Below are 17,668 nucleotides of genomic sequence, written 5' to 3' on the forward strand. Positions count from 1 at the left end.
TATGCTTTTATTGAAGTTTCCAACCTTCCTTAGTTAAGGCAAAAACCGCTTGGCGTTCTTTCGTTTTAGTAAAATCTTTTTTCTCTAGTTTAGTAAATGGCGTTTGGTTTACAAATTTAGTAGTGTAGATTACTTGCGCACGGTCTTTATTTTGATTGAACGTTAGTTGTATAATCTGATCTAATACTTCATCTGCTAGCTTAACTTTTTGGACCGAACTTAGCTGTCCCTTATCTGGAGGCAGTAAATGCGGTTTAGCTAAATCGGTAAATTCAATAACTGCTCCATTATTGTCGCCTGTTTTTCTATTACGCTGTACGTTAACCAACCCTTCTTTCTCCAAGCCAGCGTCTAACATTTTCCTTCCGTCTTCAGAATCTTTAAAATAGATCTGATAGCTGTGCGTATTCGGATAATTTCCTTTTTTTTGTAAGAGGGCGAGTGCATCTTCCTTACTCAACTCCTTCTTTGAACAAGCAGATATTAGTGCCATGCAAACAAATAGTATTGAAATTGTATTTTTTATCATGATAATTTATATTTCTGTTCTGTAAAAGTATTAAATTTTTAAAAATGACATTTCTATATTAACCCGATATTTTGAATTATCGGATTATTAACCGATTTTTATCAAATGATTGCAGTTTTAACAGGTGATATCGTCAATTCGAGAAGTGCAAATTCTCCTAAAGAATGGCAGGATTTACTCAAGTTCTCATTGAATAAAGCGTCTACTACAGGACGATGGGAAATATATAGAGGTGATAGCTTTCAAGCTGAGCTTTCGAATCCAACCGATGCATTAAAATCGGCCCTTTACATTAAAGCCTGTATCAAAACAGTGAAAGGGCTGGATGTAAGGTTAGCAATAGGTATTGGAAAAAAAGGTTTTACCGCTAATAACGTTAACGAATCGTATGGTGATGCCTATATTAACTCCGGAGAAAGATTTGAGTTACTAAAGAAGGATAAAATCAAACTTGCAATAAATACAAATAGTGAAAAGTTCAATGAAGAATTTAATCTATACTTCAAATTAGCTTTAACTTTTATGGACAATTGGACACAAAATTCGGCTATCTTAGTAAAGACTTTTTTTGAAAATGAACGGCTGTCACAAAGAGAGCTAGGAGCTTTATTGGGTATCAGTCAGTCTTCAACCAGCGAGCGCTTTAACAGAGCCTATGTTGCCGAAATTGTAGAGCTTAATGACCTATTTGTTAAAAGAATAAATGAACTTATCTAACTATGATACTTTTTATAAAATTATTAATAGCGCATTTAATTGGCGATTTCTTTTTGCAGTCGGCTAAAGCTGTTAAGCAAAAAGAAGTCAAAAAGGTTAAGTCATCCTATTTATATATCCATTGCCTCCTTCATACAGTTTTGTCGTTGTTGGTTTCGTGGGATATTCACTTCTGGCCCTATGCACTGCTTATAGGCTGTACCCACTTATTAATAGATACTGCTAAACTCTATGTTTTAAATAATAAATGGAAATTGGAGATTTTTCTAGCGGACCAGGTACTGCATATACTGGTACTTTTGGTAGTATCCTTACTTTACAAAGATTTCCATTTTGAGTTTAATTGGTTATTTGATTTAAGAGCAATACTCCTATATGTTTCTTTACTTCTTTTGACTAGCCCCTCTTCTATTTTTATAAAAATGGCCATTTCTAAATGGTCGCCACAGAACTATGAGGAAAAGAAGGTGAACGATTCTTTGCAGAATGCTGGTAAATGGATTGGTAATTTGGAAAGACTCCTAATATTTATTTTTATTATAATTGGCAGATTCGAAGCAATAGGCTTCTTATTGGCTGCAAAATCTATTTTTAGATTTGGAGATTTAAAGCAGGGAGAAGACCGAAGGCTCACAGAATACGTATTGATTGGTACACTGTTGAGCTTCGGTATAGCTATATTAATTGGCATTTTATATGAAATTTCAATAAAATCTATTACTTAAACTAATAGCTGATTGGGGTTACTCTCCGTTATTATTCCTTTTATAAACTAATAATCTCAATGCATTAAACACGACAATTAAAGTAGAGCCTTCGTGAGCCATAATTGCTGGACCGATGGATGCGATTTCAAAAATTGTGAGTGGGATAAGCAATGCAACTACACCTAAACTGATCCACAAATTTTGTTTGATAATTTTTTTTGTTTTCCGACTTAGACCAATAGCAAAAGGTAAGGACTCCAATCTATCAGCCATTAAAGCGATATCCGCCGTTTCTAGAGCTACATCAGAGCCCGCTGCTCCCATCGCTATACCAACGGTGCTTTTTACCATAGCTGGGGCATCATTCACTCCGTCACCAACCATTGCAACTTTTCCTTCTGTTTTTATGAGCTCTTTAATAGATCTAACTTTGTCTTCGGGCATAAGATCGCCTAACGGGTCGGTTATACCAATTTCTTCTGCAACAGCATCCGCTACCGACTGATTGTCGCCTGTCAACATGATCATCCGCTTGATTCCTAATTTGCCAAGAGCTAGGAGCATTTCCCTCGCCCCCTCTCTCGTTTTATCCCTCACCGAAATAATTCCCAAAAATTGCTCGTCTTTTTTTACCAGCATTACGGTTTGCCCCTCGCCTTCCAGTTTTTCTACCTGCTCTTTATACTCTTCCGGTAACCCATTCTTATCTTCAGAAAAAAGTGCTTTGTTACCAATTAATATTTTAGATCCTTTTACCATTCCGCTAAGCCCTCTGCCTGAGATGCTTTGCACTTCAGTTGCATTGGTTGTTGGGTAAATTGCTGATTTTTCACGCAACCCTTTAACAATTGCCTGTGCAACAGGATGGTCACTTTGCTGCTCCATGGCGATGACGATTTCATAAAAATCGGAAACTTTAGTATCGTTTAATATAACCGTGTTAACTAAGACCGGTTTACCCTCCGTTAATGTTCCTGTTTTGTCAAATGCGACTGCTTGCAACGCACCTAGATCTTCAAGTGGCCTACCCCCTTTTATTAGCACTCCTCCCTTTGCCGCCCGTGCCACACCGCTTAACACGGCACTGGGGGTAGAAATAGCTAAGGCGCAAGGACTTGCGGCTACCAGCACTGACATTGCCCTATAAAAACTTTCTTTGAAAGTCTCATCTACTATCAAAAAAGCAAAACAAAGCAAACACACTAATAATAAAACTGCTGGCACAAAATAGCGTTGAAATCGATCTGTTAGCAGCTGTGTTGGAGATTTCTGACTCTCCGCATCATTTACCAATTGAATCAGTCTTGCAATGGTAGAATCCTGTGATTTTTTTATAACCTTAACCTCTAAAGCCTTATTGCCGTTAATCGTTCCGGCAAACACCCTATTTTTTGCTTCTATGTTTGCTTGTTTTAAGTAATCTTTTTTAGGATCTTCAATGGGTGATTTATCAACCGGCATACTTTCGCCGGTAATAGGAGCCTGATTGACGGCACTTTCCCCTTTTACCACAAGACCATCGGCAGGTATCTTACTGTTTGGTTTAATAAGTATGGTGTCTCCTATCTGGAGATCTTCTATAGGAACTTCCAGCTCCTTATTATTCGCCCTTATGAGAAGGGCCGTTGGCGGTGCTAAATCTGTTAGGGCTTCTATAGATTTTTTAGCTTTTCCCATAGCATAATGTTCCAGAGCATGCCCTAAGCTAAAGAGAAATAGTAAAAGGGCTCCTTCGGCCCATTTGCCTAAAAAAGCTGCGCCAATAGCGGCTGCCAGCATTAGAAAGTCTATTTCAAAACCTCCCTTAGCAATTGTTTTGATAGCATCTTTTGCAGTAAAAAAACCACCAAAAAAATACGCTGTTAAAAAGCAAAATAGGTTAACACCCGCTGATGCGGATGTCAGGGTGGCTAAGATGTATCCTATACCTAGTGCTAACCCGGAACACAGGGCGAAAAGTAATTCGCTGTTACGGAATAATGTTTGTTGATGATGATGCTTATTTGGTGTTTCCATATCTTTAAAATAAGAAGAGGTCATATATAAGGAATATGAGCGACAGCTAGTGACTATGGGTGTTACCACCATCCATTTTTGCTTGTATAAAAACAGCTCCCGAGGTGGCAACTTTTACGTTGTTGGGGATCGGATCTAACGGAATCACTTGCGTATATCCCAAGGATGAAACGCCTTTTTTAATTTGGGCGCGTTTAAAGATGTATTCAATTACTGTTTTATTTTCACGCCTGTTAACTTTTTGCTTTGCTACATAAAATAAATAGTTTTTACCCTCTTTATTCACAATTCCTTCCGTTGGGATTGCACTTACTAGTTGACTGCCTGTACCCACCACTACGTTTACACCCATCCCATCTATTAAGCCATTTTTGTTTTCGACTATTCGGGCATGAATGGCTATCGCCTTATTTTCACCTTCAAATGAACTTCCTACTTTATCGACGATTGCCTGTCCTATTTTAGATGGATTATTAGACAAACTAAACGTTACTTCCTGTCCAACTCGAACCTTATCAATATCCTTTTCATAAATATAGATATCTAAATCTACTTCGGCATTATTAATGATATTGGCCATTACGGCTCCTGCATCGGCATTACCACCGATTTCCATTTGAATATTGGAAATTGTACCACTGATAGGTGCTACCAAACTGATTGTTGCTCGGATATTCTCAGCAGTTAGCTTGTTCGCATTAATGCCTGCTAGTGCTAATTGCTTTTGGATGGAAGCTTTTCGTATTTTTTGCTGCGTGAATTGCGACTTTATGTTTTGGTAGTTCTTAAGCGCGCCTGCATTTCCTCGCATCAACTCATCTTGTCTTTCCAACTCAATCTTTGTCAAATCTAAATTGTTTATTAATGTAAGATATTCTTCCTGTAGGGAAATGATCTGAGGATTTACCAATGTTGCCAACAATTGTCCTTTTCTAACGATTGCACCAGGTGAAATATAGATTGCTTGAATTCTTCCTCCATATAGGGATGTTACAGAGGCTTTGTCTTGATTATGCACTCTGATAAAGCCCACAGCTTGCAAGCCATTTTTTAAGTTTTTCCGCTCTATAAGGCCAATCTTACCATCTATGGCTTTTAATTGGTCTTCATAGATACTAATATCTTCTTGCTGTTCCGTGGTATCTGTATGTGTTGTTTCGGCTATCGGGCTTGTCTCTTTAGGAGATTTTTTATTCTCTTTATCAGCAGTACTGAGCTGACAAGAAATTAGGAATGGAATCATGAAAAAACATCCCATTATTGCAATTGTCTTCATGTTTATATCTTTTATTGAACTTATCATTTTGAATTATTTACCTATCAAATAATTGAGCGATATTATAGATTGATTATATTTATTGAGCGTCTCTAAATATTGCAAATGTGTATTAAAGGCCTGTTCGATATTTTGCGTATAGGCAATGTAATCAATTTCGCCTTTTCGATAACCGAGCCTTGATGAGGAAATCAACTCATTTGCTTCTTCCAGTCCTCCAGATTCGTAAAATTCAACTGCTGATCTAAGCTGTCGGTAATAACTCAATTGTTGCAGATAAGAAGTTTTCATATTCATTAAGGTCTGCTCATAGTTATAGGTGGAAGCTTCAGTAGCTAATTTGGCAGCTTTTACTCTAGCTTTCTGTGCATTCATATTGAACACAGGAATAGTAATTCCAAAAGAAACCCCAGCTATTCGCGTATTTTGACCATAAGATTTATCGATTCCTTCTGGGTTCCAATTCGCAAAAATCAGTTGTTGTTGATACCCTAAGGTAATGTCTGGTAAAATGCTCGTTCGTTGCACTTTTAAATTTTCTTCGCTCAATTTTAGTTGTTGAGCCGCAAACAACAATAAGGGATTACTTTTAATGAATGCTGTATCTGTTAACTTTTCCAACTCCATTTTGAATCGCCCTTTCTTAGGCGTATCGTAAATGAACTCGCTGTTTAAAAGTTTTTTCATTTCTTGTAGTGCGACTACCTTATAGGCCTGTGCCTGTTGCTTCCATAACTGTAATTGACGATAGCGGTTTGTTGCTGCAAGCAATTCTGTTTTAGAGGTTTCGCCCGTTTTGTGTCGTAACCCTGCAATTTTTAGAAATTCGTTTAATATACTATCCTGCTTTTCCCATAAAACAAGCGATTGATTGGCGAAAAGAAGATTTGAAAAAGCTACTCGAACATCTTTAATTAATTCGTTTGAAGTAATATCTACGCGCTTTCTTTCTAAATTGGTTTGCTCTTTCAGTAGCCTTGTTTTTCTGACATATACAGTTGGAAAGCTAAAAGTTTGACCAACACCAATGTTATTATCAGGACTTACACCTTCAAGTGGAGATTGAGCTATCGAAATAGCCAGATTTCCCGGATCGAAGGCTGTTTTTTCTAACGCACTCTGTTGTAGAACATTTAAATTTGCCTCTTTTAGCCCAGGATTATTCTTTAATGCCAGTTCAATTGCCGCTTGTAAATCAATCTCCCTTTCAGCTGCTATCTGTTGTGCATAGGTTGTTTTGGGGATCATGGTTAAACCCACAACCGTTAAGCATATTATCGGGATAAAACTATTCGCCATGCGGGTAATGGCTTTTCTCCCTGTGGAATAAAAAAGAAAGTAGAGAATTGGGATTACAAATAATGTTAAAAATGTTGCCGATACCAACCCTCCAATCACTACAGTAGCTAAGGGTTTTTGCACTTCCGCTCCAGCGCCAGATGAAAGAGCCATGGGAAGAAAGCCCAAGGAAGCAACGGTGGCGGTCATCAAAACGGGTCTTAATCTTATCGATGTACCTTCCAAGATTCTTCGGAGAATATTCGTATGGCCCGACTTTTTTATCTGGTTGAAAGTACTGATTAAAACGATTCCATTGAGAACAGCCACTCCAAATAAAGCAATAAAACCTACTCCTGCTGAGATACTGAAAGGCATTCCACGCAATTCAAGCGCAAGCATTCCTCCAATTGTGGACATCGGAATAGCTGTAAATATGAGAATAGATTCTTTTACTGAGCCGAACGTAAAGAACAACAATGTAAAGATCATAGCCAAGGCAATTGGCACCGCAATCATCAATCGGGATTTTGCCTCTTGCAGATTCTCGAATTGCCCACCGAAGGTATAAAAATAACCCTCAGGAAGCTTCAGATCGGCGTTTAGTTTTGCCTTTATATCATCTACCACACTTTGCACATCACGACCAACTACATTAAAACCGACCACAATGCGTCTTTTGGCATCATCTCGACTTATTTGTGCTGGGCCTTCTTTGAAGGCGATATTGGCCAACTGCGAAAGCATAACCTGCCCACCACCAGGAATAGAAACAAATAAATTTTGTACATCTTCAATACCTTGTTTGGCGGTGCTGTCTAACCGAACTACGAGATCAAATCTGCGTTCGTTCTCATAAATTAGTCCCGCGGTTGCTCCAGCAAAAGCAGTGCTTAAAGTAGTATTTAAGTCTTTTATGGTCACTCCATAACGTGCAATTTGGTCATAATTATATTCAACGGTAATCTGTGGTAAACCAGTTGTTGGTTCTGGAATTACACCTGAAACGCCAGGTATGGAAGCGATACTAGCGGCTACTCTTTTTGAATATGCTGCAAGAACATCCATATCTTCGCCAAATATTTTCACTGCCACATCTTGCCTGATCCCAGTCATCAGCTCATTGAAACGCATCTGTATGGGCTGATTCGCCTCCATGTATACTCCAGGCAGCAATTTCAATGCTTCTTCCATATCCGCAGCCAGCTGGTCATACGTTCGCCCGCTATTCCACTCCTGCTGGTCTTTTAGTATAACCATCATATCTGATGCCTCCGGCGGCATAGGGTCTGTTGGTACTTCTGCAGAACCCGTTTTTCCTACCACCATTTTAACTTCGTCAAATGATTTTATAATTCGAGCGGCTTTCATGGATGTTTCGATACTTTGAGATAAGGACGCTCCTTGAGGCAGAACACATTGAAATGCAAAATCGCCCTCCTTTAATTGAGGAATGAATTCGGCACCCATTTTAGAAAATAAATAGGCTACTCCTGCAAACACCAATACTGTAGCTATCAATACTCCATACTTCATGCGTAGTGCACCTTTAAGTAAAGGGGTATAAAAGTGCTGAATCTTTACCATCATTTTATCTGAAAAACTCTTTTTGACAATAGGTTTTTTCGAAAGAAATAGGGCACACATCATAGGTATATAGGTCATCGAGAGTATTAATGCTCCTATGATAGCGAAACTTACGGTTTGGGCCATTGGACGAAACATCTTACCCTCTATGCCACTAAGTGTTAGGATCGGGATGTAAACCATCAGTATAATGATCTCTCCAAAGGCAGCGCTGGTTCTGATTTTCACCGCCGATTCATATACTTCGTTATCCATTTCTGATTGACTTAGCGTCTTAATTGACTTCCTTAGACCTAAATGGTGTATCGTAGCCTCAACAACAATGACTGCACCATCTACAATTAAACCGAAATCGATTGCTCCTAAACTCATGAGATTAGCACTTACACCAAAAATATTCATAAGTGAGAGTGCAAAAAGCATTGATAATGGAATGGCCGATGCTACAATGAAGCCTGCCCGTAGATTACCTAAGAATATAACCAAAACAAAAATGACAATCAACGCACCTTCTATTAGATTATTTCTTACTGTATTGATTGCTCGTGTTACTAAATCTGTACGGTCTAAATAGGCTTCTATAACCACATCTTCGGGAAGTGACTTTTGGATAGTAATCATACGGTTTTTAACAGACTGAACTACTTCTGCACTATTTGATCCCTTCAACATCATAACAACACCACCTACTGCTTCACGTTCACCATTGTAAGTCAACGCCCCATATCTTACAGCCCCGCCGAACCTCGGTGTGGCAACATCCTTGATGAGCACAGGAATACCTTCATTATTCTTCTTTATTACGATGTTTCCGACATCTTCTAAGCTATTAGCGAGGCCAAGAGAGCGTATGTAATAGGCATTTGGTTTTTTATCTATATAAGCTCCTCCTGTATTCTCATTATTATTTTGCAGTGCAGCGAATATCTCGGCAATGCTGATACGTTGTGCCCGAAGTTGATCTGGTTTTATAGCTACTTCATACTGTTTCAATATTCCACCGAAACCATTCACCTCCGCTACGCCGGGTGTACCATATAGTTGTCGCGCTACAATCCAATCTTGCATCGTTCGAAGATCGGTAGTTGAATACTTTCGCTCACTACCTGGCTTTGGATGAATAACGTATTGGTATATCTCTCCTAAGCCAGTACTAATGGGACCAAGAGTGGGTTCTCCAATTTCTAACGGAATTTGACCTTGAGCCCCCTTTAACCTTTCGCTGATCTGTTGCCTTGCCCAATAGATATCTGCGGATTCGTCAAAAACAACCGTTATAACAGAAAGGCCAAAACGACTGATACTGCGCATTTCGACCAATTTTGGAACAGTAGCGACCGACTGTTCGATAGGAAAAGTTACCGAACGCTCCACTTCTTGTGCAGCGAGACTGGGTGTACTGGTAATAATCTGTACCTGATTATTGGTAATATCAGGCAATGCATCTATAGGAAGTTTACTGGCAGACCAGATGCCCCATCCTACAAGCGCCAACGTAAAGACGCCAACTATCAGCTTATTCTTTATGCTGAAAAGAATGATTTTATTTAACATAAATTACACTTAAAATCCAAGAAATATTAAAACAGGATAGTGTGTAATGAAAAAAGAATTACATCAGACCCGATAGGTCCAATGCTACACTATCCTAAAAGAGAATAGCATTTCTTGTTGAGGCGGCTGCCAAATACTAAATCGGGGTTCGTTGGGGAAGTATATGTTGAAAGGAATAATATGCTTGACGATCTGATAATTTAGAAAAGACCAGTCATATGCCGAGGAAACCATTTTTAAAAGCTGTATCGAATATCCACAACTTTCGGAATGGTGATGATCACATGGAAATTTACGTTCATGAGCATGCTCATCAGACGGATGGTTTTCAGCACCTTGAATATGTTCATCGATAAAGCTAAGTAAAGACACTTGTCCATGCTCAAGTAGGTGATGAGAAAAATGAGCAGGGACAGATACAAAGAACAAAATAGCATCTTTCGGAATCACTATCCAAATAAAAAAATATATAATGCTAATTTTCTTTAATATTGCCATCGCTAATCTTTAGCTATTGCTGTAAAGCTATCAAATATTCATCATTTTAGCAAAAAGCGAGCCGAATTTTAAATATTTTAAGTTATAGATAGATGAGCCCCCATACCAATCATGAAAACATTATTTAAGCAAGGAAGGTATATTATTACCGGTGTTATTTTTGCCATACTTTGGTCATCAGCTTCCATAGCTACGAAGTGGGGTCTGGAAGCTTCACAGCCTTTTGTACTGGCAATTGTCCGTTTTGTAATTGCGGGTACTATCATGGTTTTTTTAACACATGTTATTTTCCGTCATAGACTTCCTTCTGGCAAAGAATGGAGACAACTCTTTATTTATGGTGTTTTAAATATCGGCGTTTACCTAGGACTTTATGTACTAGCCATGCAGCACGTTTCAGCCGGCCTTGGCTCATTGTTCCCTGCTACCAGCCCCGTCTTTGTTAGCATTATATCCGCGATAGTATATCAACAAAAGATAAAAAGGGAAACGATTCTCAGCCTTGGATTGTGTTTAATAGGAATTATGATAGCTTCATATCCTTTACTTTTGAAAAGTTATGCTTCAACTATCGGGCTGATGTTATTACTGTTAAGTATGTTATCTTATTCTTTTGGTTCTGTTTATTTTTCGAGAAAATATTGGGCAGATTTGCACATCCTTACTATCAACGGTTGGCAAACGATACTTGGGGGAGTTCTATTGTTACCTTTAATGCTTTTTTACTACGACACTACTTTAAATGAATTCAATACCAAATTTTTAGGAGCTGTTATTTGGTTGGCTATAATTGTTTCTATTGGAGCCGTTCAATTATGGCTCTATCTAATAAAAGAGGATGCAATTAGATCTTCCTTTTGGCTTTTTCTTTGTCCCATTTTTGGGTTTATAATGGCGTGGCTCTTTATGAATGAACCTATAAATGTTTTTACAATTCTAGGTGTTTCTTTAGTGATTTTAGGACTATATACCGTTCAGAGAAAAAATTTTAGTAATAAATGAGGTGTATTCGTATTGTTTTATTTCAAAGATTTTTCATATCGTTTATACCTCTATCAATTATCATTATGGATGTCAGCTAATATTTGGAGAGCTGCTTAAATATAGTGTATAACATCATAGTGTACATCATCAACTTAAGTTTGAGAAATAAAAAACTATAAAAGACATTGGTAATAAATAACTTAATTATTATGTTTGTTAAATAATAAACTTATTGTTATGGGAAAATTTGTTATTAAAACAGCTAAAAACGGCCAATTTCATTTTAATCTAAAGGCTGACAACGGCCAGGTTATTCTTTCAAGTGAACAGTATACTACTAAATCTGCTTGTACTAATGGTATTTCCTCTGTAAAGGAAAATGCTAAGGTAGACGAACGGTATGATAGTAAACAATCCAGTAATGGAAAGTACTTTTTTAATCTGAAAGCTCGTAATGGTCAAATAATTGGTACCAGCGAAATGTATGAATCCACCTCTGGACGTGATAATGGTATTAACTCCGTTAAGAAGAATGCACCTGATGCTTCGATAATTGACGAGGATTAAACACTAATAGAAATTCAGGCAATTTTTTACAGATAAATTACTATCTATTATTTAAAGTCATGTATTTGCCAATTGGTAAATGCATGACTTTTTTATTTCTTATAGCTAATTTTCTTCTCTATCACGTTTTTGTTTTTGAACGCAATACGATCAACATCAGCTCATCAATTAGAAACAAATCCAAACATATACTTTGTATATTTCCTGTTCTTAAAAGAAAAAGTGTTAACTTTATTTGAGAAGAATATTATACCTCTGAAAATATAATCTACAGAAAACTACTTTTTATGTCAGTAAATGTTATTAGAAAAAATATTTTTTTTCAGCCAGATTCCAAACGAATAATTACTCGTTTTTTTTTTATTAATGAAGCGCGTAGCATAAAAATAATATCTAGGATACTTAGCCTTCCAGAAAACCAACAAAAAGAGACATTGGGGCAAGTGCTCCGGGGATATGCAAAAAGACACAGAAGCATAGTCGATACTTTCGAAAGACACTTTAACCGTTTAACAGCATGTTTTGAGGTTTTAAAGATTGATCCTGCCTCCTTAACTCAAGTACAAAAACTTTTAATTGGTTCCTATTTTACAATGGAATATTCGATAGAAGCTGCCGCTTTCTTCAATCCTTCAATTGTAGAAGATTTAGATCAAACGCAACTTGCCAGTGGCGAGAAAAGAATCATCCTGAGCTTTAGAGCAACAGGTGAAGGTCACGTCTCCTCTATCGTCTTTAGATCGGCCATCATTGATAAAGATCTTAATATAAAACTGGAACATGTGGGCAATATGCTTGATAAGCCAATACGCATAAAAAACCATCGATATCACAAAAAAAGTTTTCTGAAAAAGCTTCATGAAATGCATTGCACCCAAGGTCCAATATATGATGTGATATCTGATAAATTTACCGATACCTTTACCTATGAAGAGTTAAAAAGGTATGTGGAAGAAACCAGAAGAGAGACAACTTTAGATCAAGAGGGCCAAGTATTATTGCAAGAAGTGATGTGGTTAGCTTCATCGCATTATGAGATGACTTTTTCATTGGATACTTCAATTTCTGAGCGGGTCATTTTCCCAATTGCTGACACCGAAAAGAGAGGAATTGAAGATGCCCGTTTTGTCAAATTTCAAGAAGATGACGGTAGTATTATGTATTACGCTACTTATACAGCTTATGATGGTGTTACTATTCTACCTAAGTTATTAATAACAGATGATTTTTATCATTTCAAAGTACTTCCTTTTCACGGTGAAATTGCGCAGAATAAGGGTATAGCGCTTTTCCCCAGAAAAGTCAATGGAAAATACGCCATGCTATGTAGAATGGATGGGGAAAACAATTACATCGCGTTTTCAGATACGATTAATGTATGGCGTGAGCCTGCTAAACTCATGCAAACACCGCAACACCCTTGGGAATTTGTTCAATTAGGAAATTGTGGATCGCCATTAGAAACGAGTGACGGTTGGTTGGTTATTACTCACGGGGTTGGCCCGATGAGAGAATATGTATTAGGGGCATCGTTGTATGATCTTAATAATCCAGAACAAGAGATTGGCAGAATGACACTTCCGTTATTGAGTCCCAACGATAAGGAACGCGAAGGATACGTACCAAATGTAGTATATTCCTGTGGGTCAATGATTCACAATGATCACTTGATTTTACCCTATGCCATGTCAGACCATGCCTCTACTTACGCAACGATAGCTATTAATGAGTTAATTAATGAAATAAAGATATCTGCTAGAGGTTATTAAAGGTTTTATGAACCGTGGTATAGGCTATTAAATATGAGAGTGTGCTTTCTGCTCCTTGATTCCTATTTACACCGTAGTTTTCAAGTCCATCGCAACAACCTTTCGTTTCATAATCATAAAGTGAAATGCGAAGATCATTTTCACCAAAAAACCACATAAAAGAAATATACATTTTTTCAAGATATTCTTTTTGCCCTGTTAATTGAAAGGCTTGATCGAACATAAGCACGGTTGCAAGCACATCCAAAGGTTGCTGTCCAAATTTACTTATATTCTTATCTTTATGATACCATTTTTGATTTCCGACAATAGACAAATAGCCATTTTTTAATATTATATTTTCTAGGAAAGTCATTGTTTTTAAGCCTATTGATATAATAGTATCATCATTTAAAAATTTAGCCGACTGCAATAAACAAAGAGGTAAAATGGCATTGTCGTAAGCCAATAATGGCTCAAACCAATGCCACCTTTCAGTAGCACTTATATTATACTCGTTTATTATCTGTTGGATCAAATTTCTCATTCGTTCTATCATACCTTCATCATTAGGGTTATACTCAAGATAAAAACATATTCCAATAATTGTATAAGCGATGCCTCTGATAGAACGTAAAGAATCAAAATTCTGGACGGCCTTAAAGAACATTTCGTTTCCTAACTGATAATAACCATCACACGGTGCGGTATTAAATAGGTAACCAAGGGCCCAGATCGCTCTTCCGAAAGAATCTTCTGAGCCTATTTTATCTAAGAACCCATTATTAAAACTCAGAAAATTTTGAAATTTCCCATCCGTTCGTTGCATATAATGAATGTAACCCAAGTAAGTTGGCATCAAACTTAAAGCCATCGGATCTTTATATTCCTTATAAGCCATTAGTGAAATAAGAAGAGCCCTTGCGTTATCGTCCAAGCAATATCCTTCTTTATAATTTGGAAGCGCGTAGGTAGCATGCTGAATAATACCCACATGATTTGTTAATCGCTTGATATGTTCTAGGCTAAAAGCAGGAAGTTTTTCTAAATTCAACTCAACGCTCTTTTTTGGTGTATGAATATGAACAGCATTGACAGTACTGTTGAAAATATTTATATATTTTTCAGCTACTTTTGGCCATGTTATTTGCTGCCCATAATAGCTAGCAGTTTCTCTCAGTTCTTTTAGCTTCGTTGGATCACCTAATAACTCTGTTAATAAAGAGCTTAAACCATCTATATCTTTAAAACCAAATAATCTACCTTTTCCATCTTTTAATAATTCCTTAGCGTGCCAATATGGAGTAGATAAAACCGCAGCCCCAGCCCCAATAGCATATGATAGTGTTCCACTTGTAATTTGCGCTTCATTTATATAAGGTGTTATATAAATATCACATGCGGATAAATAGCTTAATAAACCTTCTTGATCGATAAATTCATTAATAAATAAAACATGTTTATTTAACGACAATTGATCGACAAGATTTTCAAGATAGGCTCTATATTCCTCTCCAGAGTGTTTCAAAACATTTGGATGTGTTTTCCCGAGTACAATGTAACGAATATTCGGAAATCTGCTGATTACTTTTGGAAGGGCCTTTATAACCGTTTCAATACCTTTATTACGACCGATAAATCCAAATGTCAGTAAAATCTCTTTATTCATTAAATTGAGATCCTCTTTGGCTGCTACTTGTTGTTGATGAAATACGGGCACTCCATGAGGAATGTAAATGATCTTCTCTATAGGAACATTATATACTCTTTGCAAAAGTCCGATAGCCTTATTACTCATTACTACTACGGACGAAGCCATTTTACAGATTTCCGTTAGAACAGCGCGTTCATTATAAGAGGGTTTTTCAAGAACCGTATGAAGCGTTACAACAAGTGGAATACGCAATCTGCTCAGTAGTGGTAGAATATATATACCACTTTGCCCACCGAAAATTCCATACTCATGTTCTAGAACGCAACAATTTGCAGTATCATTAATATAATCTGAAGCAGTTAGATATTCTTCCTGATTTTCCTGTTGTATGATGAACTTAACTTCTGGTGGATATTGATATAGTTGGCCTGCATCATTGATAGCAACAACCTCGTAATCTATATCAACTTCTTGTATTATATTTTTAGCTGATTCTAACAAATTATTGGTAAAAGTACCTATACCGCACTCTCTTGGCACATATGTACTTATATATACAACCTTCATAAAAATGGATAGTAAATGAATATTAGCATCCAGTTAGAAAACGTTGCCCATTTTAAAATCTCTTATCAAGATTGAACATAGTATTCTTCTAAAAGGATGTTATCCTATAAAGCCATTTTAACAGACAATTGTTTTAAGTATAAAGGTTATATGAAGAGAAAATATTGTATTAAAGAAAAATACTATGCTGACTAGCCGTAAATATATTTCGCCATACTCTATTGATTTCCTCACTCGGTTTGGCGGCCGACATACCGCAATAAGGGTATAATTGTGATACCCACTTGAGCGCGGTTTTAACTAATATACGGCTTGTAGTAGAAATAATTTCAAGTAAATCTTCTTCTATAAAATTAGTTTCTGCTAGTTGTAGCCATGATTTGTTTACTGCTGCGTAAAATGATTTCCTTTGTTCAAATAATTCACTCTTAGCGTCCAAAAGAAGCTCCTTATGTGTTTTTATAAACGTTTGATCCCGGTTGTTTACAGTTCGCTGTTTGTTTGTTAAGATTTCGCCGCAGAGTTCTAAAAACCTTAACGTCATACCCAATGTATTAACAGCAAGTGTTGTTTCCGCAAATTGCTTAAATGGATAACGATAAATGACGTTATTGAGGGTTGTATATTGCGTGTTTATTTCAAATGCTCGATCTTTTTTTACCTTTAAATTCTTTACACTAAAAGTATCACTGGAGGTCGCTTTTAATCCCATAGCTTTCCAATCCTGAATCAATTCTACCTCTTGCCTTAAAAACATAAATGATTTAATAATGGGTGTACCATCATGATTTAATAAGGTTTTGTTGTCTTCAACCAGTTCACAGTTAGCTGTAAAAACAGTATTGTGAAGAGCTCCGGTTGCATATTGCCACTTGCCTGAAATTAAATAACCATCTTGAATTATTTCGGCTTTACCGGATGCTCGTCCACTTCCGCCAAAACAAACTTTCGTATCATAAAATAAGTCTTTGGCAATATCCTGATTTAAATACCCAACAAACATAGTGGCACCACTGCATAAAGTGATTGTCCAGCCTAAACTTCCATCGATTTTTGCAAGCGATTCCTCTAACATTAAACCCTGCGGTAGAGAAAGGTTTAATCCGCCAAATTCATTGGGCACGAACAGTTTAAACCATTTTTGCTCGTATATAACGGCTAACTGCTCGTCGGTAAGTCTTTCCATTTTCTCAGAAAGAAATGTTTGGCCACGTAGTTTTTCTATCAGATTTTCAGGTATTTCCATTTCTTTGTATATCTCAAGTTTGACTAATTAATCTTTCAGTAAGTTTATTTTTCCAGGAAATGTAGCCAAAAATGGCAACGATAAACAAGAATAATGTTAGTAATGCGTACAGAATTAAATCTTTATGGATAAGTAGCGGTATTGCAAAGGCATTACTTATGTTTAATAATATCCAATTTTCCAGTTTTCTTTTAGCTAGTAACCACATTCCGGCCCATGCAGTTATGCTTACCCAAGCATCCCATACCGGCACTGTAGAATCTGTGAAATATTTTAACGTAATAAATAAAGCAGGAAAGCCAATAGCAATAATGATAAAGGTAGATACCACTTCTTTTTTGGTAGACGAGCTAATAGGTAATATTTGATTATTTTTCCTTCGAAGCCAGTAATACCAACCATACAAGCTCATCACCAAGTAGTAAATATTTAGCAATATTTCGGCATAAAGACCTGCCTCGTAGAGCACAATTATCGTTATTATCACACTGATAATTCCGCAAGGATATAGTAAAACTTTATTAGCCTTAGCTAAGAAGACTTCTGCAATACCAAAACCTACACCCGTTAACTGCAGCAAAGGAGTTTCAATAATTTGTTGATGAAAAAGCTTTAGACTTTCCGAGATATTCATAGTATAATTACTTGTATTCTAAGAGAGCGAATTCAGAAAGATATTAGCTGGATGAAATTTATTTCCCTCCGCCGGTATTATCCGGATCAGGTGTCCAGCAAATAAA

General features: G+C 36.9%; 13 protein-coding genes. 5 read left to right on the top strand and 8 right to left on the bottom strand.

From position 1 onward, the window contains the following. Positions 1 to 7 precede the first annotated feature (7 nt). Entirely contained in the window at positions 8 to 493 is a 486-nt protein-coding gene (locus BMY50_RS04040; protein WP_093318656.1) for a hypothetical protein, read from the bottom strand. 141 nt (positions 494 to 634) lie between these two features. Between BMY50_RS04040 and BMY50_RS04045 the strand changes: the two genes are divergently transcribed. Both BMY50_RS04045 and BMY50_RS04050 read left to right on the top strand, forming a co-directional pair. After that, positions 635 to 1,246 carry a SatD family protein gene (locus BMY50_RS04045; RefSeq protein ID WP_093318659.1) on the top strand — a complete coding sequence of 204 codons (612 nt, stop codon included), beginning with the start codon at positions 635 to 637 and terminating at the stop codon, positions 1,244 to 1,246. A 2-nt stretch (positions 1,247 to 1,248) separates the two neighbouring features. Further along, positions 1,249 to 1,971, top strand: coding sequence for a DUF3307 domain-containing protein (locus BMY50_RS04050; protein WP_093318660.1), 723 nt, complete (start codon positions 1,249 to 1,251; stop codon positions 1,969 to 1,971). Between the two features lie 18 nt (positions 1,972 to 1,989). Here the strand turns inward: BMY50_RS04050 and BMY50_RS04055 are convergent, their stop codons facing one another. The 4 genes from BMY50_RS04055 to BMY50_RS04070 all read right to left on the bottom strand — a co-directional run bounded on the left by BMY50_RS04055 (position 1,990) and on the right by BMY50_RS04070 (position 10,162). After that, positions 1,990 to 3,969, bottom strand: a complete 1,980-nt coding sequence (locus tag BMY50_RS04055; RefSeq protein WP_238383655.1) for a heavy metal translocating P-type ATPase — start codon at positions 3,967 to 3,969, stop codon at positions 1,990 to 1,992. A 46-nt stretch (positions 3,970 to 4,015) separates the two neighbouring features. Then, positions 4,016 to 5,245 carry an efflux RND transporter periplasmic adaptor subunit gene (locus BMY50_RS04060; RefSeq protein ID WP_162276530.1) on the bottom strand — a complete coding sequence of 410 codons (1,230 nt, stop codon included), beginning with the start codon at positions 5,243 to 5,245 and terminating at the stop codon, positions 4,016 to 4,018. Between the two features lie 33 nt (positions 5,246 to 5,278). Then, complete coding sequence (locus BMY50_RS04065) at positions 5,279 to 9,664, bottom strand: CusA/CzcA family heavy metal efflux RND transporter (protein WP_093318668.1); 4,386 nt, start codon at positions 9,662 to 9,664, stop codon at positions 5,279 to 5,281. A gap of 84 nt (positions 9,665 to 9,748) precedes the next feature. Next, complete coding sequence (locus BMY50_RS04070; RefSeq protein WP_093318670.1) at positions 9,749 to 10,162, bottom strand: hypothetical protein; 414 nt, start codon at positions 10,160 to 10,162, stop codon at positions 9,749 to 9,751. Between the two features lie 111 nt (positions 10,163 to 10,273). Between BMY50_RS04070 and BMY50_RS04075 the strand changes: the two genes are divergently transcribed. The 3 genes from BMY50_RS04075 to BMY50_RS04085 all read left to right on the top strand — a co-directional run bounded on the left by BMY50_RS04075 (position 10,274) and on the right by BMY50_RS04085 (position 13,482). Next, complete coding sequence (locus BMY50_RS04075; RefSeq protein ID WP_093318672.1) at positions 10,274 to 11,164, top strand: DMT family transporter; 891 nt, start codon at positions 10,274 to 10,276, stop codon at positions 11,162 to 11,164. Positions 11,165 to 11,383: 219 nt separating this feature from the next. Next, on the top strand, positions 11,384 to 11,713 hold the full coding sequence (locus tag BMY50_RS04080; RefSeq protein WP_093318673.1) for a YegP family protein: 330 nt from the start codon (positions 11,384 to 11,386) through the stop codon (positions 11,711 to 11,713). A 287-nt stretch (positions 11,714 to 12,000) separates the two neighbouring features. Further along, entirely contained in the window at positions 12,001 to 13,482 is a 1,482-nt protein-coding gene (locus BMY50_RS04085; protein ID WP_093318675.1) for a glycoside hydrolase family 130 protein, read from the top strand. Here the strand turns inward: BMY50_RS04085 and BMY50_RS04090 are convergent. From BMY50_RS04090 to pnuC, 3 genes are all read right to left on the bottom strand, one after another. Beyond that, entirely contained in the window at positions 13,469 to 15,682 is a 2,214-nt protein-coding gene (locus tag BMY50_RS04090; protein ID WP_093318676.1) for a glycosyltransferase family 4 protein, read from the bottom strand. The two genes, BMY50_RS04085 and BMY50_RS04090, sit on opposite strands and share 14 nt — an antisense overlap. A 169-nt stretch (positions 15,683 to 15,851) precedes the next feature. After that, complete coding sequence (locus BMY50_RS04095; protein WP_093318681.1) at positions 15,852 to 16,928, bottom strand: acyl-CoA dehydrogenase family protein; 1,077 nt, start codon at positions 16,926 to 16,928, stop codon at positions 15,852 to 15,854. Between the two features lie 13 nt (positions 16,929 to 16,941). Beyond that, positions 16,942 to 17,562 (bottom strand): nicotinamide riboside transporter PnuC, encoded by a 621-nt coding sequence (gene pnuC, locus BMY50_RS04100; protein WP_202907732.1) that lies wholly within the window; start codon positions 17,560 to 17,562, stop codon positions 16,942 to 16,944. Between the last annotated feature and the right edge of the window lie 106 nt (positions 17,563 to 17,668).

The sequence above is a fragment of the Olivibacter domesticus genome (genome assembly GCF_900109575.1).
GTDB lineage: Bacteria > Bacteroidota > Bacteroidia > Sphingobacteriales > Sphingobacteriaceae > Olivibacter > Olivibacter domesticus.

Bases quoted from the DNA above. Each gene is read 5' to 3' on its own strand.
- BMY50_RS04095 (WP_093318681.1), bottom strand. From the start codon at position 16,928: ATGGAAATACCTGAAAATCTGATAGAAAAACTACGTGGCCAAACATTT.
- BMY50_RS04060 (WP_162276530.1), bottom strand. From the start codon at position 5,245: ATGAAGACAATTGCAATAATGGGATGTTTTTTCATGATTCCATTCCTA.
- BMY50_RS04070 (WP_093318670.1), bottom strand. From the start codon at position 10,162: ATGGCAATATTAAAGAAAATTAGCATTATATATTTTTTTATTTGGATA.
- BMY50_RS04050 (WP_093318660.1), top strand. From the start codon at position 1,249: ATGATACTTTTTATAAAATTATTAATAGCGCATTTAATTGGCGATTTC.
- pnuC (WP_202907732.1), bottom strand. From the start codon at position 17,562: ATGAATATCTCGGAAAGTCTAAAGCTTTTTCATCAACAAATTATTGAA.
- BMY50_RS04090 (WP_093318676.1), bottom strand. From the start codon at position 15,682: ATGAAGGTTGTATATATAAGTACATATGTGCCAAGAGAGTGCGGTATA.
- BMY50_RS04075 (WP_093318672.1), top strand. From the start codon at position 10,274: ATGAAAACATTATTTAAGCAAGGAAGGTATATTATTACCGGTGTTATT.
- BMY50_RS04085 (WP_093318675.1), top strand. From the start codon at position 12,001: ATGTCAGTAAATGTTATTAGAAAAAATATTTTTTTTCAGCCAGATTCC.
- BMY50_RS04065 (WP_093318668.1), bottom strand. From the start codon at position 9,664: ATGTTAAATAAAATCATTCTTTTCAGCATAAAGAATAAGCTGATAGTT.
- BMY50_RS04045 (WP_093318659.1), top strand. From the start codon at position 635: ATGATTGCAGTTTTAACAGGTGATATCGTCAATTCGAGAAGTGCAAAT.
- BMY50_RS04080 (WP_093318673.1), top strand. From the start codon at position 11,384: ATGGGAAAATTTGTTATTAAAACAGCTAAAAACGGCCAATTTCATTTT.
- BMY50_RS04040 (WP_093318656.1), bottom strand. From the start codon at position 493: ATGGCACTAATATCTGCTTGTTCAAAGAAGGAGTTGAGTAAGGAAGAT.
- BMY50_RS04055 (WP_238383655.1), bottom strand. From the start codon at position 3,969: ATGGAAACACCAAATAAGCATCATCATCAACAAACATTATTCCGTAAC.